This is a genomic window from Nocardiopsis synnemataformans, assembly GCF_965343085.1.
Classification (GTDB): Bacteria; Actinomycetota; Actinomycetes; order Streptosporangiales; family Streptosporangiaceae; genus Nocardiopsis; species Nocardiopsis alborubida.
The window spans coordinates 17,618-37,557 of the sequence record NZ_CBDRFA010000083.1; the positions used below are offsets into that span (position 1 = coordinate 17,618).

21 protein-coding genes are annotated in these 19,940 nt (G+C 72.2%); 10 read left to right on the forward strand and 11 right to left on the reverse strand.

Annotated features, from left to right (window positions below; genetic code table 11):
• Positions 1–20: 20 nt before the first annotated feature.
• The 5 genes from ACSIH6_RS33070 to ACSIH6_RS33090 all read left to right on the forward strand — a co-directional run bounded on the left by ACSIH6_RS33070 (position 21) and on the right by ACSIH6_RS33090 (position 4,842).
• A complete protein-coding gene (locus tag ACSIH6_RS33070) occupies positions 21–764 on the forward strand; it encodes a TetR/AcrR family transcriptional regulator (RefSeq protein WP_435112280.1) in 744 nt (247 codons plus the stop codon).
• A gap of 187 nt (positions 765–951) precedes the next feature.
• Positions 952–1,878 carry a cation diffusion facilitator family transporter gene (locus ACSIH6_RS33075; RefSeq protein ID WP_435112281.1) on the forward strand — a complete coding sequence of 309 codons (927 nt, stop codon included), beginning with the start codon at positions 952–954 and terminating at the stop codon, positions 1,876–1,878.
• A 512-nt stretch (positions 1,879–2,390) separates the two neighbouring features.
• Positions 2,391–3,248, forward strand: coding sequence for a SigB/SigF/SigG family RNA polymerase sigma factor (locus ACSIH6_RS33080; RefSeq protein ID WP_435112282.1), 858 nt, complete (start codon positions 2,391–2,393; stop codon positions 3,246–3,248).
• Positions 3,249–3,341: 93 nt separating this feature from the next.
• A complete protein-coding gene (locus ACSIH6_RS33085; RefSeq protein WP_435112283.1) occupies positions 3,342–4,061 on the forward strand; it encodes a DNA alkylation repair protein in 720 nt (239 codons plus the stop codon).
• A 31-nt stretch (positions 4,062–4,092) separates the two neighbouring features.
• Entirely contained in the window at positions 4,093–4,842 is a 750-nt protein-coding gene (locus tag ACSIH6_RS33090; protein WP_435112284.1) for a nucleotidyltransferase domain-containing protein, read from the forward strand.
• Between the two features lie 39 nt (positions 4,843–4,881).
• Here ACSIH6_RS33090 and ACSIH6_RS33095 read toward each other — a convergent pair whose 3' ends face one another.
• Complete coding sequence (locus ACSIH6_RS33095; RefSeq protein ID WP_017567061.1) at positions 4,882–5,091, reverse strand: hypothetical protein; 210 nt, start codon at positions 5,089–5,091, stop codon at positions 4,882–4,884.
• Between the two features lie 311 nt (positions 5,092–5,402).
• Positions 5,403–6,776, reverse strand: coding sequence for a multidrug effflux MFS transporter (locus tag ACSIH6_RS33100; protein ID WP_435112285.1), 1,374 nt, complete (start codon positions 6,774–6,776; stop codon positions 5,403–5,405).
• Positions 6,777–7,609: 833 nt separating this feature from the next.
• Between ACSIH6_RS33100 and ACSIH6_RS33105 the strand changes: the two genes are divergently transcribed.
• Together ACSIH6_RS33105 and ACSIH6_RS33110 are read left to right on the forward strand one after the other, a co-directional pair.
• On the forward strand, positions 7,610–7,792 hold the full coding sequence (locus tag ACSIH6_RS33105; protein ID WP_435112286.1) for a hypothetical protein: 183 nt from the start codon (positions 7,610–7,612) through the stop codon (positions 7,790–7,792).
• Between the two features lie 206 nt (positions 7,793–7,998).
• On the forward strand, positions 7,999–9,030 hold the full coding sequence (locus ACSIH6_RS33110; RefSeq protein WP_435112287.1) for a hypothetical protein: 1,032 nt from the start codon (positions 7,999–8,001) through the stop codon (positions 9,028–9,030).
• 105 nt (positions 9,031–9,135) lie between these two features.
• On the opposite strand, the gene ACSIH6_RS33115 is transcribed toward ACSIH6_RS33110, so the two are convergent.
• The 5 genes from ACSIH6_RS33115 to ACSIH6_RS33135 all read right to left on the reverse strand — a co-directional run bounded on the left by ACSIH6_RS33115 (position 9,136) and on the right by ACSIH6_RS33135 (position 13,111).
• Positions 9,136–9,768 (reverse strand): MBL fold metallo-hydrolase, encoded by a 633-nt coding sequence (locus ACSIH6_RS33115; RefSeq protein WP_435112288.1) that lies wholly within the window; start codon positions 9,766–9,768, stop codon positions 9,136–9,138.
• Positions 9,765–10,850, reverse strand: coding sequence for an S-(hydroxymethyl)mycothiol dehydrogenase (locus tag ACSIH6_RS33120; RefSeq protein WP_435112289.1), 1,086 nt, complete (start codon positions 10,848–10,850; stop codon positions 9,765–9,767). Before ACSIH6_RS33120 ends, ACSIH6_RS33115 begins: the two co-directional genes overlap by 4 nt.
• Before the next feature lie 158 nt (positions 10,851–11,008).
• Positions 11,009–11,521: a hypothetical protein gene (locus ACSIH6_RS33125; RefSeq protein ID WP_435112290.1), complete on the reverse strand. Its 513-nt coding sequence runs from the start codon at positions 11,519–11,521 to the stop codon at positions 11,009–11,011.
• A 121-nt stretch (positions 11,522–11,642) separates the two neighbouring features.
• A complete protein-coding gene (locus ACSIH6_RS33130; RefSeq protein WP_435112291.1) occupies positions 11,643–12,089 on the reverse strand; it encodes a MarR family winged helix-turn-helix transcriptional regulator in 447 nt (148 codons plus the stop codon).
• A gap of 215 nt (positions 12,090–12,304) precedes the next feature.
• Entirely contained in the window at positions 12,305–13,111 is an 807-nt protein-coding gene (locus ACSIH6_RS33135; protein ID WP_435112292.1) for a peptidoglycan recognition protein family protein, read from the reverse strand.
• 449 nt (positions 13,112–13,560) lie between these two features.
• Between ACSIH6_RS33135 and ACSIH6_RS33140 the strand changes: the two genes are divergently transcribed.
• Positions 13,561–14,037 (forward strand): hypothetical protein, encoded by a 477-nt coding sequence (locus tag ACSIH6_RS33140; protein WP_435112293.1) that lies wholly within the window; start codon positions 13,561–13,563, stop codon positions 14,035–14,037.
• Positions 14,038–14,232: 195 nt separating this feature from the next.
• On the opposite strand, the gene ACSIH6_RS33145 is transcribed toward ACSIH6_RS33140, so the two are convergent.
• The 3 genes from ACSIH6_RS33145 to bla (ACSIH6_RS33155) form a co-directional block, all read right to left on the reverse strand.
• Positions 14,233–14,580, reverse strand: coding sequence for a DUF3817 domain-containing protein (locus ACSIH6_RS33145; protein WP_435112294.1), 348 nt, complete (start codon positions 14,578–14,580; stop codon positions 14,233–14,235).
• 196 nt (positions 14,581–14,776) lie between these two features.
• Positions 14,777–15,730 carry a class A beta-lactamase gene (gene bla / locus ACSIH6_RS33150; protein ID WP_435112295.1) on the reverse strand — a complete coding sequence of 318 codons (954 nt, stop codon included), beginning with the start codon at positions 15,728–15,730 and terminating at the stop codon, positions 14,777–14,779.
• A gap of 61 nt (positions 15,731–15,791) precedes the next feature.
• The gene (bla, locus tag ACSIH6_RS33155) at positions 15,792–16,709 is read right to left on the reverse strand and encodes a class A beta-lactamase (protein ID WP_435112296.1); all 918 of its coding nucleotides are present in this window, start codon (positions 16,707–16,709) and stop codon (positions 15,792–15,794) included.
• Positions 16,710–16,918: 209 nt separating this feature from the next.
• Between bla (ACSIH6_RS33155) and ACSIH6_RS33160 the strand changes: the two genes are divergently transcribed.
• Both ACSIH6_RS33160 and ACSIH6_RS33165 read left to right on the forward strand, forming a co-directional pair.
• Positions 16,919–17,878 carry a LysR family transcriptional regulator gene (locus ACSIH6_RS33160; protein ID WP_435112297.1) on the forward strand — a complete coding sequence of 320 codons (960 nt, stop codon included), beginning with the start codon at positions 16,919–16,921 and terminating at the stop codon, positions 17,876–17,878.
• Complete coding sequence (locus ACSIH6_RS33165; protein ID WP_435112298.1) at positions 17,875–18,783, forward strand: serine hydrolase; 909 nt, start codon at positions 17,875–17,877, stop codon at positions 18,781–18,783. The genes ACSIH6_RS33160 and ACSIH6_RS33165 overlap by 4 nt, the downstream gene beginning before the upstream one ends.
• A 183-nt stretch (positions 18,784–18,966) precedes the next feature.
• Here ACSIH6_RS33165 and ACSIH6_RS33170 read toward each other — a convergent pair whose 3' ends face one another.
• Entirely contained in the window at positions 18,967–19,833 is an 867-nt protein-coding gene (locus ACSIH6_RS33170; RefSeq protein ID WP_435112299.1) for a TIGR03620 family F420-dependent LLM class oxidoreductase, read from the reverse strand.
• Positions 19,834–19,940: the final 107 nt, after the last annotated feature.

A 19,940-nucleotide genomic window follows, 5' to 3' on the forward strand; every position in this document is an offset into this window, starting at 1 on the left:
GTTTTTTCGAGGAGGCAAGAGTGGCGTACGTCCACGACCCCACGGCCACGCTCGAACTGCTGTGGGACGGCCCCCAGCGGCCCCGGCGCGGCCCGCGGCACAACCTCACCGTGGAGCGCGTCGTCGAGGCCGCCATGGAGGTCGCGGAGGAGGAGGGCGTCGACGCGTTGTCCATGCGCAGGGTCGCCGCCCGGCTCGGCGTGGGCGCCGCCACGCTCTACACCTACGTTCCCGACAAGTCGGCCCTGATCGCCCTGATGGTGGACACGATGGTCGGCCAGGCGGTCCTGCCCCACACCCGCACCGGCACCTGGCGGGAGAAGGTCTGGTCATGGGCCCACGAGGACCTGCGCTCCTACCGTGAGCACCCCTGGCTCGTCGAACTCACGGACACGGGACAGCCGGTCGGCCCGCACACCTTCGCCTGGGTCGACTCCGCCGTGCGGGTCTTCGACGGCACCGGGCTGAGCGGCCACGAGGCGTTCACCGTCGTCGAGGCCGTGGACGGCTACGTCCGCGGGCACGTCGCCCTGGTGGTCCAGGCGGACCGGGCCGAGGCCTGGACCACTCCCGACGGGCGCACGTGGGACACGGTCCAGGAGGCCTTCCTGGCCGCCCGCGCGGGCGGGGCGGGGCGCTATCCGGCCATCGAACGCATGACCACCGCGGGCCCGACCCCGGAGGAGGCCTTCTCGCAGGGGCTGGACTGGCTCCTGGACGGAGTCGAGCTGCGCGTGCGCTCCCGCGCCGCCGAACAGCCCTAGCGTTCCGACCGTGTCCCCGCGGCCCGACACGGCTGCGGGGGTGCTTGCGCGTGCACCGGCCTCCCCGGAACCTGGGACGGTTCGGGGCGAGACCCTGGCCGCCGCGGGTGACCAGGGCCGATACGGCCGTGCGGACCACCCCGTGTCTCCGGGTCGGGCGGTCCGCGGCTGACGAGGGGGTGACGCCGTGAGTGGCGAGGACAGCACGAGGGCCGTGGTCATGGCGTTGGCGGCCAATCTCGGGATCGCCGTGACCAAGTTCGTGGCCTATCTCCTGACCGCCTCGTCGGCGATGCTCGCCGAGTCGGTGCACTCCGTGGCCGACTCCGGCAACCAGCTCCTGCTGTTGGTCGGAGGGCGGCGGGCCAGGCGCACGGCCACACGGGAACACCCCTTCGGCTTCGGCCACGAGCGCTACGTCTACGCCTTCCTGGTGGCGATCGTGCTGTTCACCCTCGGCGGGCTGTTCGCCCTGTACGAGGCCTGGGAGAAGATCCGCGACCCGCACCCGATCACCTCCTGGCAGTGGCTCCCCGTCGTGGTACTGCTGGTGGCCGCCGTCCTGGAGTCGACGGCGCTGCGCACCGCGATGCGCCAGACCAGGACGGCGCGCGCCCGGGTGGGATGGTTCGGCTTCATCCGCCGCACCAAGGCCCCGGAACTGCCGGTGATCCTGCTGGAGGACACCGGCGCCCTCATCGGCCTGGCCTTCGCCCTGGCCGGGGTCAGCCTCACCCTGATCACCGGCAACGGAGTCTGGGACGGGCTCGGCTCGGGGGCCATCGGCCTGTTGCTCATGGTGTTCGCGGTGGTCCTGGCGGTGGAGATGAAGAGCCTGCTCATCGGTGAGTCGGCCAGTGAGGAGCATGTCCGCCGCATCCGCGGGGCCATCCTGGACTGCGCGGACATCGACGCCGTCATCCACATGCGCACGATGCACCTGGGCCCCGAGGAGCTGCTGGTCGCGGCCAAGGTGGCCGTGGACGCCGAGGACGACGCCCGCCGCGTCACCGCCGCCATCGACGAGGCGGAGCGGCGCATCCGCGAGGCGGTGCCCATCGCCACGATCATCTACATCGAACCCGACCTGCTGCGTCCGCAGCCAGCGGACTGAGGCGCCCCGGAACCGCAGGAGCCGTGCCCTCACCGGGGTCGGGGAGTTCTTTTTCGGGGCGCGCCCGCCCTGTGCCCTGGTTTTTTTAGGCAGCTTTTATATTCACCGGAAAAACAAATCGAACTCATGTTCGAGTAAAATTAACATTGCCTGAAAAGGCGTGGTCGGTGTGTGGGAGCGGGGTCGATGCCGACACGTGTAGCGCCAATGAGCAGGGAGAACGGTCCGCTGTGCCCGTCGGGGATGCGGGATGCCCTGCGGGACGCGGGCGCTTTTCCCGTGCTTTTCCGGTCACCGAAAGCGAGCGCTGGGACGTTTCCTTCCTCATGGCGAAAAATTTTCTCTCCGCGGCTTTTGGGTCCATTCCTGAGGGAACGTACTCCTCACATCGCGATCATCCCCCGCCGGATCCCAGCCTCCTACCTCGACCGACAGCGCGGCTGTGCCGTCGGCTCACCGCCCTCCAGGCAGACACCAGGAACCGAACAGGACACGACACCGGGGGCTTCCTCTTGTCCATCAACGTTCCCCAAGCGACACACGAGACCTCTGACCGCACACCCGTCATCCCCAGACCACGCAGACCGGCCTGGGACGAGGACCCCTCCGCCGAGGACATACTCGTCGAACTCCACGGTCTGGACAGGGACGATCCGCGGGCCGACGACCTGTGCGAACAGGTCGTGGTCCTCTACCAACCGCTGGTCAACAAGCTCGCACGCCGCTACAACGGCCGCGGCGAACCGTTGGACGACCTGCAACAGACCGCCATGCTGGGGTTGGTCAAGGCCATCCACGGCTACAACCCCGACCGCGGCAAACCGTTCATCTCCTACCTGATGCCCACGGTCACCGGCGAGATCAAGCGGCACTTCCGCGACCACACCTGGGCCGTGCGCGTGTCCAGGCGCCACCAGGAGAACCGGATCAAGCTGCGCCAGGCGCTCAACGACTTCCAGCAGGCCCACGCGCGCACGCCCACGATCCACGAACTCTCCGAGGAGATGGGGCTGCCCGAGGCCGAGGTCAGCGAACTCATCCAGGTCTCGGAGTCCTACCGCTCCCTGTCGCTGGACGCCCCGGACACCTCCGACGCCGACGGCCAGGAGGGGACCCGGCTGGAGGACCACCTGGGCAGGGAGGACGGGGACCTGGAACTGGTGGTCCAGCGCGAGTCGCTCAAGCCCGCCCTGGCCCGCCTGCCCGAACGCGAGCGCGAGATCCTCAGGCTCCGCTTCTTCGGCGACCACACCCAGTCCGAGATCGCCGACTGCCTCGGCTACTCGCAGATGCACGTGTCCCGGCTCCTCAACGGCGTCCTGGGACAGCTGCGCGAGGAGATGGGACAGGACAGGCGCGATCACGGATGAGGCGCACGGTGCCGCCGTGAGGACGCCACGGGAGCCGTCCTTTCACGGACACTGTCCGCGCCGAACGTCACCGGGATCGTCTACCGTGCCGCCATGGCCACCGCACCGCTGACCGCCCGGGCCTTCCTGGCACGCCTCGACGAGCACCGCAGCGACGAGGAACTCCACAAGTACCAGCGCTACTTCCGCTTCGAGGCCGGAGACCAGCCCGACGACGACTACTTCGTCGGCGTCCGCATGGGCACGGTGTTCTCCCTGGCCAAGGAGTTCGTGGACATGCCCCTCGACCAGATCGAGGAGCTGATGGACAGCCCCGTGCACGAGGCCCGGGCCGGGGCGATGAGCATCATGGAGAAGAAGGCCCGCCACCGGCGCAGCACGCCCGACCAGGTCGCCGCGCTCGCCGAGCTGTACCTGCGCCGCCACGACCGCGTCAACAACTGGGACCTGGTGGACCTGGCGGCGCACCACGTCCTGGGCCGCCATCTGCGGGACCGCCCCCGCGAGGTCCTGTACACCCTGGCGCGCTCGGACGTCCCGTGGGAGCGGCGCACCGCGATCGTGGCGACGGCGCACTTCATCGCCCACGACGACCTCGACGACGCCTTCGCCCTGTCGGAGAGGCTCCTGGGCGACGACCACGAACTGGTGCAGAAGGCGGTGGGGTGGATGCTCCGCGCCGCGGGCGACAAGGACCGGGAACGGCTGCTGGCCTTCCTCGACGTCCACGCCGCGCGAGCCCCGCGCCCCCTGCTGCGCGCCGCGATCGAGAAGCTCGACTCCGGTCGGCGTGCCCACTACCGTTCCCTGTGAGCGCGCCGACGAACGAGTGAGGAACGCTGCCATGCCCCCCGACGCGATGCGCGACCTGCTCCGCGAGCGCCTGCTGTCGCGCGCCAGGGCCGACGACTCCGTCGTGGGAGCCGCGCTCACCGGCTCCTGCGCCGACGGAGCGGCCGACCAGTGGTCGGACATCGACCTCGTCCTCGCCGTGCGCGACGGCCGCGATGGGGTGCCCGCGTCCTGGACGGCCTGGCTCCACGGGGAGTTCGGCACGCTGCACCACTGGGACCTGCCCGTCCCCGGCCCCCGCCTCATCCGGGTGTTCCTCCTGCCCGGCTGTCTGGAGGTGGACGTCGCCTTCGTCCCCGAGAGCGAGTTCGGCCCCCGCGGCCCCCAGTGGCGGACGGTCTTCGGGCGCGCCCGGGAGCTCGAACCCTTTCCGGAACCGGACGCGGACACGCTGATCGGCCACTCCTGGCACCACGCCCTGCACGCCCGTGTCTGCGTCGAACGCGGACGCCTGTGGCAGGCCGAGCACTGGATCGGTCGTCTGCGCGAGCAGACGGTGGCGTTGGCGTGCCTGAGGCTGGGCCACCCCACGGTGTTCAACAAGGGCGCGCACCTGCTGCCCGCCGAGTTCACCGACTCCCTGGAGGCCACACTCGTCCGCGCGCTCACCGGGGAGGAACTGCTCCGGGCCCTCGGCGCCCTGACCGCGCTGCTGGTCACCGAGATCGCGTGGGTCCGGCCGGAACTGGCGGACGCGCTGGGGCCCGAACTCGGGAGCGCCACCTCGGCCGGCGGGCGCTGAACGGCGCCGGGCCCCGCCGGGGGCACGGCGCCGGATCCGCTACTCGGAGGGTTCGGGCAGGGGCGGGCACTCGATGGTCGGATTGACCCCCATGTAGTTCAACGGCCCGACGAAGATGGTGCCGACGGTGTGGCCCAGCGTCGAGCACGAGGTCTCGTCGTCGCTGAACAGACCGCGCTGGAACGCGGCGATCAGACCGATGAGCAGCCACAGGACGACGAGGGTCGAAAGAACGATGCGTACTCGCACTCTCTGCCTCCAGGGGATTGGGGGTGGGAGGTCGTGTTGTCTTCGCCAGAGACCTACCCGCGAGACGCGACGTTTCACCCGGTCCCGTCTCCCGCTTCTCCGGAGACCCGTCCCTCCGCCGAACCCGCGCCGTCCCCTGCTCAGGGCCACACGTCGAACCGCCACCTGGTGGAGCCGTGCGGCAGCTCCGAGACCGGGAAGGCGAACACCGTGGACGGGGGGCCAGGGGCCGCGTCTGGGGCTGGAGAACACGTCGCGCTCCTCGGGCCTGGCCTGAACGAGCGGACCACACCAGCCGTGCGCACCGACACTCAGGCTGCGGCCAGCGCGGTGTGTCGCGTGCGCACCGCGAAGGCGGTGAACACCACCGCGGCGGCCACGGCCGTGGCGAGCATGACCGCGGTCATGCTGGCCAGACTCACCGGGCCGGTCAGCCCGGCGGTCGAGGCCAGGCCGGAGCCGATGCCGAATTGGAGCGTGCCCAGCAGGGCCGAGCCGCTTCCGGCGATCTTCGGCGGCTGCCCGTCCAGGGCCAGCGCGGTGGCGTTCGGCGACACCAGTCCGGTGAACACCATCATCACGAACAGCGCGGCGGTCACCGTCACCAGGCTCGCTCCGCCCGAGGCCCCCAGGGCCGCCAGCGCGGCCACCGAGGCGATCGACCCGGCCAGGCCCAGGAACAGGCGGCGGTGGATCTCGACCCGGCGGATCAGGTAGGCGTTCAGCTGGTTGCCGATGATCATCCCGAGCGTGGTCACCGCGAACACCAGGCTGAACTCCTGGGCGCTGGCCCCGAAACGGGAGTTGGCCACGAACGAGAACGTCGAGATGTAGGTGAAGCTCATCCCGAAGCTCAACGCGAGCGTGAGCGTGGGAGCGGTGAAGCGGACGTCGCGCAGCAGGCGGCCGAACACGCGCAGCTGTGCCCGCGGGCTGACCCGCTCGCGCTGCTCGGGCGGCAGGCTCTCGGGCAGGCCGAACAGCACCAGGGCGAAGGTCGCCAGCCCGGTCGCGCCGAGCACGGCGAAGAGCAGCTGCCAGGGCCCGAAGAAGAGCAGCTGGCCGCCCAGGATCGGACCGAGCATGGGCGCCAGGCCGGAGAGCAGCACCAGCCGGGAGAAGAAGGTGGCGGCGGCGTCGCCGTCGAACACGTCCCGCACGATCGCGCGGGAGATCACCAGTCCGGCCGCGGCCGACAGCCCCTGGCCGAAGCGCAGCAGGCTGAACATCTCCACGCTGCTCACCGTCGCGATGGCGAGGGTGGTGGCGGTGAACACGCCGATGCCGACCAGCAGCGGTGCGCGGCGCCCCCACCGGTCGCTGAGCGGTCCGATGACGAGCTGGCCCAGGGCCAGACCGGCCATCACCGAGGTCAGGGTGAGCTTGACGCTGGCCTCGCTGGTGCCCAGGTCGGAGGCGATCTGGGGCAGCGCGGGCAGGTACAGGTCGGTGGCGAGCGGGCCGATCGCGGACAGCACGCCGAGGACGAGGACGAGCAGCAGCGTGCGGCGGCGCGTCCGGGCCGTGGCGGCGGTGGTGTCCTGGCGGGCCGGTCCGGCCTGCGCCGGCACGTCCTGGTGGTTCAGGGGGTCGTGGGTGGACGGGACGTTCTGGGTGTCCGGGACGACCTGGACGTCCGTGGTGATCGGGGCACGACGATTCGGACGTGCGGAAGCAAGGGTCACCGAGGCTCCAACGCGGGGAGAGGTATCGACAAGCGGTGCGCGGTACGCGGGGGCGCCGTGAACCGCCTTCGGGCGGGGCGCCAGCAGAAGTCCCATGAGCGGACCAGAGGGTCCCGGGATCACTTCCGCCTCCAACACAAGGCTAGGAGCAAGCAATCCCCGCTTTACCCAACACGTCGAGTGATCCGAATTACGGTGCCGGAACGCCCTGCTGGTAAAGGGATTCGGTTCGCTGTGACGACGCCCATGCGGGGAGGGGACGCTATCGGGCCGCCGAGTTCCGCTCGTCCTCCCGGTCGGGTGGTGCTCGATTCGAAATGGTTACCCGGCGGTAGTTCCGCTGGGCGAAACGCGCCTTTCGGTGTCGCACGTCCTGTGAAGAAAAGAGCGTCCGGGGAGGGTGGATCCCAGGAGCTCACAGGCTTCCGTGCGCGGGGACCCGCTCCCCGGCGTCGCCGTCGTGCGACGGCCGTGTGTGGGCCGGAAGGCCGACCGGTATTTCGGGGCGGTGCGGGCCGCGCGGTGTGGAACGCCCCATCGAAGAAAGGCTTTCCGCGGCCAGGAGATGCCTTCGGTGTCTCCTTTCCGATGGCTTTTCATGGGAGGGGGAGTTCTCGTGGGCGGAGAGTCTTTCCATGCCGCCGGTTCGCATGGGTGGCTCCGGATGCGGGGAGGCGATTCCCGTATCCCGTTCCGGGGCTTGTACAGGATCGTGCGCCGTGTACGGAGAACCGCCGGGTGGACCCGCCCTGGTCGGCTCGTCCCGGTCTGACAGCCGTTTGGCAGCCTCCTGGCAGAGCGGTCCGGCACGTTCGTCCCGGAGGTGTTTCGCGATGATGTTCATCGAGTTGTTCGTCCCCAAGGGCTCCCTCGCACCGGAACGGATCCGCCGACTGGCCGAGCGCCTGGGCACCGTGACCGAGCTGACCGAGGGAGTCGGGAGCGCGGGTGCGGGGCCGCAGTTCCAGGGCCCGGTCCAGGTGTTCGGCCGCCTCGCCGTGCCGACCGGCCCGTAGGGCGTCGCGTCCCCGCCGTTCCCCGGTGCGGCCGCATACCGGGAACAGCGGAATGGCAATTCCCATAAGGCGTGTGCTACTCTGGCCGGGTAAGGGTTTATGGGGAAAGAAAAATTGTCTTCCCTCGGCCTTGTTCCCGGCTGATTTCGGGTTATTCTCGGCATATGCCAAGCCCCTTTTCTCCCGTTGTGCTGTCCGCGTCCGTCATGACCCATCCCCGCAGGATCGCCGACGCGCGCCGCGTCCTGGACTCCCTGGGGATCGCGGACGCCTGCATCGCCGTGGACCCCGAGCCCGACGGGCCGCCCAGTTCCCTGCGCGCCTCCCAGGTCGCCTTCTCCAGCGCGGAACGCTTTGACTCCACCCACCACCTCGTCCTCCAGGACGACGTCCGCGTCTGCGCGGATTTCGCCGATTCCGTGCGCGCCGCGGCGGAAAGGCATTCCGGGGCCGCGCTCTCCCTTTTCGTGGAATGGGGTTCGCGCACCGCCTATCTGGCCCGGTGGGCGGTGTTCACCGGCGCCGGAGCCGTCCCGGTGGTCAACCCCTACATGCCCACGCTGGCCCTGCTCCTGCCGCGGGACCTGGCCGTGGACATGGGCCGCTTCATGGCGGACGCCGAGGGCCGCTCCGACGACCGAGCCGCCCTGCGGTTCCTGCGGGAGCGCGGCACCTCCACCCTGGTCGCGGCGCCCAACCTGGTCGAGCACGAGGACCTGCCCAGCATCAAGGGCAACGACGGCCACGGGCTCCGGCACTCGGCCTGCTTCGCCGCGGAGGGCGCCCGCTTCGGCGGGCCGGTCCTGGACCTGCCCCCGTCGCTGCCGTTCCTGCGCTGGAACACCGGAGAGGCCGTGGTCATCGACACCGGCAACGACGTGCCCGAGGCCCACCGGCCCACACCGGGCGTCCTGGCGGAGTGGGGTGCGGTGCCGGAAGAGCTGCGCCGGGACTGCGCCGAGCACCTGGGCAGCGACTCCGGCCCGCTGTTCGCGCTCTGGACCACCGCCGCCGCCTTCGGCGCGGTGCAGCAACAGCACTGGCCGGGCACGGTGGCCGGGCTGCGCGCCCGCCGGGACGATCCCCTGGTCGGGCGCGCGCTGGCCACCTTCGCGCCGGGAGCGCTGCGCGTCGCCCTGGGCCCGGACCGGCTGGCGCGGCTCTCCGGGCGGCTGGTACCGGCGGTGCTCGCCGCCATGGAGTACGGGGCCCGCCTCACCGCCGCTCGCCCCGCCTGAGCGGACGGCGGCCGCGCCGGTGCGGCCCCCGGCCGCGGCCCGACTCGTGGATGAGCGCGGACCGGGCCCCGGATGGGTCCCGGCCCGACTCGCGGGCCGCACTCCTCAGTGGCCCCGGTCGATCCACTCCTGGAGGTGGGGGGCCTCGGCGCCGATCGTCGTGGACTCCCCGTGCCCGGTGTTGACCACCGTGTCCTCCGGCAGGGGCAGCAACCGGTCGCGGATGGACTCCACGATCGTCGGGAAGTCCGAGTAGGACCGTCCCGTCGCCCCCGGGCCGCCCTGGAACAGGGTGTCGCCGCTGAACAGCACGCCCAGTTCGGGCGCGTACAGGCACACCGCGCCCGGGGCGTGCCCCGGGGTGTGCAGGACGGTCAGCGTGGTCCCGGCGATCCTGACGTCCTGTCCCTGGGACAGCTCGGCGTCGGGCGCACGGTCCGGATGGGTCATGTCCCACAGCACCCGGTCGGCCGGGTGTAGCAGGATGGGCGCCCCCGTGGCCTCGGCCAGCGCCGGGGCCACGTTGACGTGGTCGTTGTGCGCGTGCGTGCACACCACCGCCACCAGTTCGCGGTCGCCCACCGCGCCCAGGATCGCGCCCGCGTCGTGCGCGGCGTCGATGACCAGCGCCTGGTCGCGGTCGCCCACGATCCAGACGTTGTTCTCGACCTCCCACTCCCCGCCGTCCAGGGCGAAGACCCCCGAGGTGGTCAGGTGTTCCACGCGCGCGCCGCTCACAGGACCACCACCGAGCGCAGGACGTCGCCGCGTTCCATCCGGGCGAAGGCCTCCTCGACCTCGCCGAGTCCGATCTCCTCGGTGACGAAGCCGTCCAGGTCCAGGCGCCCCTGGAGGTAGAGGCTGATGAGCACGGGGAAGTCGCGCGAGGGCAGGCAGTCGCCGTACCAGGAGGACTTCAGCGCCCCGCCGCGGCCGAACACGTCCAGCAGCGGCAGTTCCAGGCGCATCTCCGGCGTGGGCACGCCCACCAGCACGACCGTGCCCGCCAGGTCACGCGCGTAGAAGGCCTGCTCGTAGGTCCTGGGGGTGCCCACGGCGTCGATGACCACGTCGGCTCCGAAACCGCCGGTCAGGTCGCGGATGGTCTCGACCGGGTCGGTGAAGGAGGCGTTGACGGTGTGGGTGGCGCCGAAGCCGCGCGCCCATTCGAGCTTGCGGTCCTCTAGGTCCACGGCGATGATCCGCCCGGCCCCGGCCAGCCGCGCGCCCGCGACGGCCGCGCTGCCCACGCCGCCGCAGCCGATGACGGCGACCGAGTCCCCGAGGCCCACGCCGCCGGTGTTGATGGCGGCGCCGATCCCGGCCATGATCCCGCAGCCCAGCAGACCGGCCGCGGCGGGCGAGGCCTGCGGGTCCACCTTCGTGCACTGCCCCGCGGCGACCAGGGTCTTCTCCGCGAACGCGCCGATGCCCAGGGCGGGGGAGAGTTCGGTGCCGTCCTCCAGGGTCATCCGCTGCTCGGCGTTGTGCGTGTCGAAGCAGTACTGGTGCCGCCCCCGGCGGCAGGCGCGGCAGTCCCCGCATACCGCTCGCCAGTTCAGGATCACGTGGTCACCCGGTGCGACGGTGGTCACGCCCTCGCCCACGGACTCCACCATGCCCGCGGCCTCGTGCCCGAGCAGGAAGGGGAACTCGTCGTTGACGCCGCCCTCGCGGTAGTGCAGATCGGTGTGGCACACCCCGCACGTCTGGACCCTGACCACGGCCTCGCCGGGGCCCGGATCGGGCACGACGACCGTGGTGATCTCCACCGGGGCCCCCTTGGACCGGGAGACCACCCCTTGTACCCGCTGAGACATCTTCGCTTACCCCCACACGTGGCCGGAGGCGGCGCGGGTACGCGCCGCTTCCGGCACCATTCCCCACCCGCGTCACACCTATCCCGGTCCCGGGGCGACGCCCTGCGCCGGGCGGTCTCCTCCGGTTCCCGATGGGCCGGTCCCGGGGGCCGCGCCGGTCAGGTCCCCGAGCCCGGGCGGACGATCATGAGCACGACGACGGACGCCCACACCAGGTTGTAGATCCCGGTGATCATCGACAGCGTGCGCAGCGCGCGGGGGTCGCCGGGCTCGCGGAGCGCCTCACGCTGGCGGGGGTAGACCAGAGCCGCCAGCATGAGGCCCGCGACGGCCGTGAGCAGCATCGAGACGATGATCCAGATCTCGCCCATCCGGCCCTGGAACAGGGCGAGGGCGATCCCGACCGCGGGGACGACGATTCCGGCGACGGCGTAGCCGCGGGTGGTGCGGTGCAGCAGGGCGGCCACGGCGGCGTCGCGCTCGCCCGGGTCGCGCCCGTCGGGGGAGCGGGCGCCCGCGGGCGTGTCCGCGGTCCCCGCGTCGGCGGCGCCGACGGTGGCGGGCACAGCGGCGACGGGGGCGAACCGCGGGAAGAGGCTGGCCGCGACGGTCGATCCGCCGACGAACACGATGGCGGCGAGCACGTGGACCGAGAGCAGCAGGTGTTCCATGGGATCTCCTTCTTCCTTCAGGTTGCCTGAAGCATATCCTCGGCTTCAGGTATCCTGAAGGAGGGGTCGGTTCGCGACCCCGGAGATCCCCTGGGAAGCGGGACCGGCGGTGGACCGCCGGTCAGGAGGCGCCCGGAGCGCCGAACGCCGCGCGCACGGCGTCGCCCACCCGCCGCTGTACGGGGTCGGCGTCCGGCCCGAACATCGCGGTGTCCACCGCGGCCACCGCCTGTTTGGCCGCGTCGAGCAAACGGGCGCCCTCGTCGGTGATCTCGATCGCCGAGGCGGCCCCGGCCCGCGACGTGTGGTCGCGCACCAGCCCTGCGGCGACCAGCGCCTTCACCGAACTGTGCACGCTCTGGACCGTGATCCCCGACATCCGCGCCAGGTCGCTGAACGAGACGCCCGGGACCCCGGAGATGTGGCCGAGCAGCCCGAGCCGGGCGACCGTGAGGTCCAGGGGAGCGAGGGCGGTGTTCAGCTCGGTCTCGATACCGCGCGCCAGGGTCAGCAGGATGATCGAGGGGCTGGTCACGGGCGGGCCGGGGCGGTTGTTCTCGGTGCTCACCCTCCCCAGTCTCCCCCACCGCGCGGGGCGGACCCGCCCCCGGACCCGGTGCGGCTACGAGGCCCTGAGGCTGCGGCACACGGTCTTCCCCAGGCCCTCCGGCTCACCCACAGTCGGGGTTCGTCACCGAGCAACGCGGTGAGACGGATCGGTGCGGGCGGTGCCCGCCGCGAGGCGACGGGCACCGCGATCCAGGACGCGCCCTGACGGGCGGGTCAGCGGGTGAAGTCGTCGGGGCCCCGGGCGGGACCGTGGTAGAACACGCGCTCCGGCTCCTCCTCGGGCACGGGCGGGTAGGTCGGGCCGTTCCCGGCGGGCGCGCGGCGGGCGGCCAGCTCCAGGACCGGCGTCACCATGGCCTCGGCGACCGCGTCGCGCAGCCCCGGGAGCAGCGCGTACAGCACGTCGCCGGGGCACGCGGTGGCGTTGAAGTCGCGGTGGCCCAGGATCGCGCTGTGCGGATCGAGCCGGTAGGCCCCGCACAGCCACGCCAGGGTGGTCACCAACGCGTCGGTCAGGGCCTCGGTCGGGCCCACGCTCGTGTAGAGGCCCTCGTTCTCGATGCCGATGCAGGTGCTGTTGTTGTTGGCCACGTGGGCGCCCATGACGTGGCTTCCCTCGCGGATGGCGGCGAAGCTGCGGTCGCGGCCCTCCATGACGTGGCCGCCGCGGCTGATGGTCAGCTGCTGGCCGGTGTCGAGCCAGCCGTTGGAGTCCATGTGGTAGTTCTGGATCGCCCTGGACAGGCCGTAGGCGTGGCTGAGCGAGTAGTCGGTGCTGTTGGCCGTCGCGGTGTGGTGGACCACGATGTAGCTGGGCGCTGTGGACAGGATCTGGATCCGGCCCGCGGGCGAGCGCGCTCCCCAGTCGGCCCGGGCGTGCAGGGACGGTTCGGCCACCCCCGCGGAGGCGCTCGCGCCACCCGCGGTGAACGCCCCGCCGAGGACGGCGGCGCCGGAGGCCAACGCCGCCCCGCGCAGGATGGTGCGTCTGTTCGGACCTGACCGGTGGGTGTTGGTCATGGGTGATCCTTCGGCTCGTGTCATGACTTGCCAGTCCATAAGGGAACACGGACCACCCACGGTGCACAAAGGGTGACGCGGCGAATTTCCCCTGCCGTGACCGGCCAGAACGCCACCCTTTGACCCCATGGGTAGAAGTAGGTCGTTGGTGTACAAGACGGCGAAGAAACGATAGAGCGGGAATGCGCGTTTTCCGCTGTTCCATCCCCGCCTTTTTGCGTGTCTTTTCCGTTGCCCTCGACAAGTCTTTTCCGAACCGCGGTGCCCGAGCCCGGCACCGGTCCCCGTCGGGCGCCGGGCGGTGTCCCCCGGAGCGCCGCCGACGCCCTCACCCGCGCCGCTGTCCGGCCCCGGGCGTTTGCTGTACAGTTCCTGACTACTCAGGCGACCCGTGCCCCCGGGCTCCTTCTCCCCCCACCCGGAGAACCAGCGGAAGAAGAAGAGGACCCATGACGAGTACGACCGTCGGGAGGACCGGGCGCCCCGGGACGGTGGAGGCGGCCTTCCTGCTCCTGCTCGCCCTGATCGCCGTCGACCTCCTGCTGTGGGTGCTGAACGTGTTCGTTGTCGCCCCCACCGGGCTGGACAGCATGCGCGCGGCCGCGGGCGAGGAGGGAGGCCTGCGCCAGGCCGCCGTGTCCGGTGCCGCCACGCTGCTGTTCGCGGCGGTGGGCGTCCTCCTCGCCGTCCTGGTGCGCCGGGGCCGCAACTGGGCGCGCCTCCTGGTCACCGCCGCCGGTGCCCTCGTCGCGCTCATGGACCTGGCCACCGTCAACATGGACGCCACCGTGTGGCCGCCGGACGGGATGTCGGCCTACGACGCCCTCGGCGACGCCGTTCCGGGACTGCTGGGGCTGTCCGCCCTCGTGCTGCTGTTCCTGCCCGCGTCCAACGCCTACTTCTCGCGCGGGGCGCGAGCCGAGTAGGTGCTGCGGCGGACGGCCCCGGCGTCAGCCGGTGCCCGGGCCGTGCGGGACGACCACGGACGGCACCTCGGGCAGGCCCGCCCAGTCACCGGTCGCGGTGGCGGCCCCGGCGCAGTCGTCGTCCTGGCCCGGAAAGCGGCGCGGGGCCCGACGGGAGGTGAAGTTCCGCCGGGCCCCGCAGAGTTCGGTTCGAGGTCAGGCCACGGGCTCGGGCGTGCGGTCCCGCTGCGCGCGGGAGGCCAGGCGCCCGGTGCGGTGCAGCCACCAGTCCGCGACCAGGGTGCCCAGGGGAGGCACGGACGCGGCCAGGGCGACCAGCGTCGCCCACAGGTTCCAGCGCAGGTGCAGGGCGGCGGCCAGGGTGACCACCACGTAGAGCACGAAGGCGCCCCCGTGCAGGGGGCCGAAGAGGTGCACGCCCGCCTCGCTGCCGCTGCCCAGGTACTTGACGTACATGCCGCCCAGGAGGCCGACCCAGGTCAGGGCCTCGATGACCGCCACCACGCGGAAGACGGTCGCTGTGACACGGGGACTGATGCTCACGCTGTTCCTCGGACTCGCTCGGACTGGACAGGAGGGGAGGTTCCCGGCGCCCGCCGGGCCCGGACCGCTCCCAGGCTAGGACACGTTTTCGAGTGACCGAATCCGGGGCGGGTGGTGCGAAAGCGCACGTTCGGGCGCCCTCCAGACGATCCGCGGCCTGCCCCGGAAGCGCGGGTTCGTCTTCGCCCCGGTGCCGTCAGCCCAGGGCCTCCACCACGACCTCGGCGGCCCCGGCGATCAGCGCGTTGTCGTACTCGGCGTCCTTCGTCTCGCGGCTGGACATGACCGCCACCACGATGGGATCGCCCTCCGGCGGCCAGAGGACGGCGATGTCGTTGCGCGTGCCGTAGCTCCCGTTCCCCGTCTTGTCGCCGACATCCCAGCCCTCCGGCACCCCGGCGCGGATCAGCTCGTCACCGGTCAGGTTGTCGACGAGCATCCGCGTGAGCACCTCGCGCCGGTCCTCCGGAAGCGCGTCGCCGAGGACGAACTCGCGCAGGCTCCCGGCCATGGCGCGCGGCGTGCTCGTGTCCCGGGTGTCCCCGGGCGTCCACCGGCTCAGGCCGGGCTCGACGCGGTCGGCCTCGATCACGTCGTCGCCCATCTCCTCCATCGCCTCCTCGAACCCCTCGGGTCCGCCGAGTTCGTCGAAGAGCAGGTTGGCGGCGGTGTTGTCGCTGTAGCGGACGGCGGCGTCGGCCACCTCCACCAGGGGCAACCCGGTGTCGACGTGCTGCTCGGTGACCGGTGAGTGGCCGAACACGTCGTCGGCGTCGTAGGTGACGACCTCCTCCATCTCCTCGGGCGTGTTCTGCTGGAGCACCAGCGCCGCGGTGAAGGCCTTGTGGGTGGAGCAGTAGGCGAACCGCTCGTCGGGGCGGTGCGCGATCTCCTCGCCGGTGCCGGTGTCCACCGCGTAGACGCCCAGCCGCGCGTCGAACTCCTCCTCCAGGTCCGCGAACTCGTCGGCGACCCCGGCGGAGAGGTCGGCCGGGGCCGACCGCCCGGCCGATCCCTCCGCCGAGGTTCCGGTCGAGGGCTCCGTTCCCGGGGCCGGGTTGGAACCGCCCGTCCCGCAGGCGGTGGTGGGAACGAGGGCGACCGCGGCCAGGGCCGCGAGTCCGGTGCGCCGTACGGATGAAAGCAACATCTTCCCTGCTCCTTCTGTCCTGGAGACGTCCGGTTCCGTGCCCGGGCGGCACGGAGCGGCGTCAGGCCAGCTCCTCCGCGACGACCTCGGCGGCCCGGGCGATCAGGGCGTTGTCGTACTCGGCGTCCTCCGCCTCGCGGCTGGACATGACGGCGAGGACGATGGGGTCGCCCTCCGTCGGCCAGATGACGGCGATGTCGTTGCGCGTGCCGTGGCTCGCGGCGCCCGTCCTGTCGCCGACCCTCCAGTCCTCGGGTACCCCGGCGCGGATCAGCTCGTCCCCGGTGGTGTTGTTGACGAGCATGTCGTTGAGCACCTCGCGCCGGTCCTCCGGCAGGGCGTCGCCGAGGGTGAACTCGCGCAGGCTCTCGGTCATGGCGCGCGGCGTGCTCGTGTCGCTGGGGTCCCCGGGCGTCCAGGCGTTCAGCTCGGTCTCGAACCGCTCCGGGTCGGTGACGTCGTCGCCGATCTCCTCCAGCGCGTCCTCGAACGCGTCCGGCCCGCCCAGCTCCTCGAAGAGCAGGTTGGCCGCGGTGTTGTCGCTGTAGCGCAGGGCCGCGTCGGTCACCTCCATCAGCGTCATGCCCGTGTCCACGTGCTGCTCGGTGATCGGCGAGTAGTCGACCAGGTCGTCCTCGGTGAAGGTGACGACCTCCTCCATCTCCTCCAGCGTGTTCTGCTGGAGCACCGCGCCCGCCGAGAGCGCCTTGTGCGTCGAGGCGTAGGCGAACCGCTCATCAGGGCGGTGCGCGATCTCCTCGCCGCTGCCGGTGTCCACCGCGTAGACGCCCAGCCGCGCGTCGAACTCCTGCTCCAACTGCTCGAACTCCCGGGTGAGTCCGTCGGAGGCCGCGGGGGAAGCCGACTGCTCCGCCTCGGGCGCCGCGGCGCCGTTGGCCGCCGCGCAGCCGGTGGCGGGGACGAGGACGACCGCGGCCAGGGCCGCGAGTCCGGTGCGCCGGTGGGATGAGAACGCCATGTGTGCCTGCTCTTCCTGTCCTGGGTGTGCGCGGGGTCCCGGCCGGGCCCACAAGGCGGCCCGGACCCGGGAGACCCCCGGTCAGCCGTGCGGGAACCCGCACGCGCCGCCCTGCCGGGCGGCCTCGTCCAGCAGTCTGACCGCTGGCACTGATGCTGTCCAAGACAGAAACGACCAGTTCCATGCGAAAACGGCATACCATGAGGGTCATGGACCTCGTCGGTGCCTGCAAGGCGTTCGTGAACGTGAGCGAGAGGGGCAGCTTCACCCTCGGAGCCGCCGCCGCGCGCATCCCCCAGCCGGTCGCCAGCAGACGCATCGCCGCCCTGGAGAAGCACCTGGGCGCCCGCTTGTTCGACCGCTCCACCCGCCGGGCGACCCTCACCCAGTTCGGCCGCGACATGCTGCCCTCGGCCAGGCGTCTGGTCCGGCTGGCCGAGGAGATGGAGCACGACGCCGAGAGGGCGGCGCTGCGGCCGCTGCGCCTGGCCGTGCCCGACACCTGCGCCACACGCGACCTCGCCCTCCTGGGGGCCGAGGCCCGCGAGGAGGGCATCCATCTGGACTTCCGCTCCGCCGCGCCCGCGGCGCGGACCGAGCTGCTGAGCGCCCGCGAGGTCCGCGCCTCCCTGGCGGGAGTGCTGCCCGGCGAGGCCGCGTGGACGGTCCCGCTGGGCCTGGCGGGCACCGGGGAGCCGCGCGCCGGGGCCGTCTACCTGGAGACCCTGCGCCTGTCCCGCGACCGCTCGTCCTCGCGCGGCCGCCGCGTCTGGCTCCAGCCCGAGGACGACGTCCCCCACGTGCGCGACCCCCTCAACCGCCTGCGCGACGCCGTGGGGCTGCGGCCCGGTCAGGTCGTCCTCGCCGCCTCCCTGGCCTCCGCCGCCGCCGAGGTCCTGGGTTCGGAGGACCTCCTGCTCTGTTCGCCGCGCCAGGCCGAGGACCTGGGGCTGCACTGGCGTCCCACGGGTGAGGTCCGCCTCGCCCGCGGCTACGAGGTGGCCGCCGAGACCGGGGACGAGGCCGAGCGGCTGCGCGCCCTCCTGGGGCGGGCGATCGCCCGGTGCCTGGGCGCACCGGCGGGTGAGGACCAGGGCCAGCCCGGCCGAGGCGGGCCGCCCGGGCGCGGGCCGCTCGGACGCCCCGGCGCAGGGGAGGAGTCCGCGTGAGCGCCACCGCACTGGTCCGCGACCTGCGCCGCGAACTCGACGAGGGGGGACTGCGGGGCTCGTTCCTCGTGCGTGACCTGCGCACGGGCGAGGAACTGGGCATCGAACCCGAGCTGGAGTTCTCGACGGCCTCGCTCGTCAAGGTCCCGCTCGCCGTCGCCACGCTCGAACGGATCCGCGCGGGGGAGATCGACGGCGCCGAGCAGCTCCTCGTGCAGCCGGGCCGGGTCGCCACCCCGGGTCCCACCGGGATGAGCCGGTTCCGCCACCCGGCCCGCGTCAGCGTCGAGGACCTGCTCTACCTGAGCATGTGCCTGAGCGACAACACCGCCACCGACGCCCTGTTCGAGCTCACCCCTCCCGAGCGGGTCGCCGCGTCGCTGCGCGCGGCCGGGCTGCGCGGCATCACCGTCCGGCACACGATGCGCGGCCTCAGCGACACCCCCGCCGACCGGCTCGGCCCCGAGGGCGCGCACCTGGCGCACTCGCTGGCCATCGGCGAGGGCACCGCCGGACGGGGGCACCGCATCGAGCAGCTCGACGTCACCCGGGCCAGCTCCGGGGCGGCCCGGGCCTTCGCCGACCTGTTGGAGGCGCTGTGGCGGCCCCGGGCGATCGACCCGGACGTGGCCGCCCGGGTGCGGGAGCTGATGGGCGACAACCTGCTGCGCCACCGGCTGGCGCCCGACTTCACCTCCGACCTCTCCCGGTGGTCGTCCAAGACCGGAACCCTGCTCAACCTGCGCCACGAGATCGGTGTGGTCGAGCACGCCGACGGCCAGGCCTTCGCCGTCGCGGTGCTGACCGAGTCGCGCGTGCCCGCCTACCACCAGCCTGGGGCCGAGGCGCTCATGGCGCGCGTGGCACGGTCCCTGCGCGACCACCTGCGCGCGGGCGCCCGCTGACCGGAGAGGCGCACACCTTCGCCGCGATCCTGTACCTGTGGCCGGTGTCGGCGCTCGGACCTCGCTACAAGTACAGGACCATCGCAGGTCAGGGCCCCTCTCATCACATCGGCAACATTTCCGGTCAGCTCATGGGGAGCTGGCCGGGTCCGCGGTCGCGGGACGGACGTCCGGACGGCGGCCTCAGCCCCGGGCGGTGAGCCCGAGCGCGGGGGCGAGCCGGGCCAGCACCGGCAGGATGTCGTCGTCCTCGGCCAGCGGCTGCACCGCGACGTGGTCCGCGCCCGCCTCCAGGTGCGCGCGCAGCTCCGCCGCCGCCGTCTCCGGGCCGCCCTGCGCGACCATGGCGTCCACCAGCGCGTCGCTGCCGCCGTCGGCGAAGTCCTCGTCGGAGAAGCCCAGGCGCCGGAAGTTGGCGAGGTAGTTGGTCAGCCGGTTGTCGACGTAGACGCTGAGCCCCCTCCTGGCGGTGCGCCGGGTCCGCTCGCGGTCCTCGCCCAGGGCCACCTTGTGCTCGGGCGCCAGCAGCGGGCGCTCGCCCAGGGCCTCGCGCGCGCCGCGGGTGAACTCCGGGTTGACCAGGTACGGGTGGGACCCGGCGGCGCGCTCTGCGGACAGGCCGAGCATCCGCGGCCCCAGGGCGGCGACCACGCGCCGCTCCGCGGGGACGCCTCTCCGGTCGAGGACGTCCAGGTAGTCCACCACCGCACCGAAGGGCTTGACCGCCTCGGGGCCGTTGGCCTCGCGGTGCCCCGCGCCGATGCCGAGCAGGAACCGGCCGGGGTGCTCGGACTCGATCCGGCGGAAGGAGTCGGCCACCGCCTCCGCGTCCGCGCTCCAGATGTTGACGATGCCGGTCGCGACCGCGAGCCGCGACGTCGCGGCCAGCGCCGTGGACACTTCGTCCAGACCGGCGCCGGGGGAGCCGCCGACCCAGACGGTGCCGTAGCCCAGCCGCTCGATCTCGGCGGCCGCGTCGGCGGTCAGGTCGGTCCTCTTCACCCACACTCCGTAGGTCCCCAGGTCGACGGCGGTGGCGTTCAGGCTCATGACAGGCCTTCCTTGACGGTGGTGTCGGGGGGGGGGCCCCCCGGGACCCCCCCACCAAAAAAAAGGGGGGTGCCCCCCCCCCCCCTCCCCCTCCTTCCCCCCCCCCC

What these genes read in the sequence shown, in the direction of transcription:
- ACSIH6_RS33120 (WP_435112289.1), bottom strand. Translation starts at nt 10,850, where the DNA reads ATGTCTCAGCGGGTACAAGGGGTGGTCTCCCGGTCCAAGGGGGCCCCG.
- ACSIH6_RS33135 (WP_435112292.1), bottom strand. Translation starts at nt 13,111, where the DNA reads ATGACCAACACCCACCGGTCAGGTCCGAACAGACGCACCATCCTGCGC.
- ACSIH6_RS33125 (WP_435112290.1), bottom strand. Translation starts at nt 11,521, where the DNA reads ATGGAACACCTGCTGCTCTCGGTCCACGTGCTCGCCGCCATCGTGTTC.
- bla (WP_435112295.1), bottom strand. Translation starts at nt 15,730, where the DNA reads ATGTTGCTTTCATCCGTACGGCGCACCGGACTCGCGGCCCTGGCCGCG.
- ACSIH6_RS33105 (WP_435112286.1), top strand. Translation starts at nt 7,610, where the DNA reads ATGATGTTCATCGAGTTGTTCGTCCCCAAGGGCTCCCTCGCACCGGAA.
- bla (WP_435112296.1), bottom strand. Translation starts at nt 16,709, where the DNA reads ATGGCGTTCTCATCCCACCGGCGCACCGGACTCGCGGCCCTGGCCGCG.
- ACSIH6_RS33110 (WP_435112287.1), top strand. Translation starts at nt 7,999, where the DNA reads ATGACCCATCCCCGCAGGATCGCCGACGCGCGCCGCGTCCTGGACTCC.
- ACSIH6_RS33140 (WP_435112293.1), top strand. Translation starts at nt 13,561, where the DNA reads ATGACGAGTACGACCGTCGGGAGGACCGGGCGCCCCGGGACGGTGGAG.
- ACSIH6_RS33090 (WP_435112284.1), top strand. Translation starts at nt 4,093, where the DNA reads ATGCCCCCCGACGCGATGCGCGACCTGCTCCGCGAGCGCCTGCTGTCG.
- ACSIH6_RS33160 (WP_435112297.1), top strand. Translation starts at nt 16,919, where the DNA reads ATGGACCTCGTCGGTGCCTGCAAGGCGTTCGTGAACGTGAGCGAGAGG.
- ACSIH6_RS33085 (WP_435112283.1), top strand. Translation starts at nt 3,342, where the DNA reads ATGGCCACCGCACCGCTGACCGCCCGGGCCTTCCTGGCACGCCTCGAC.
- ACSIH6_RS33170 (WP_435112299.1), bottom strand. Translation starts at nt 19,833, where the DNA reads ATGAGCCTGAACGCCACCGCCGTCGACCTGGGGACCTACGGAGTGTGG.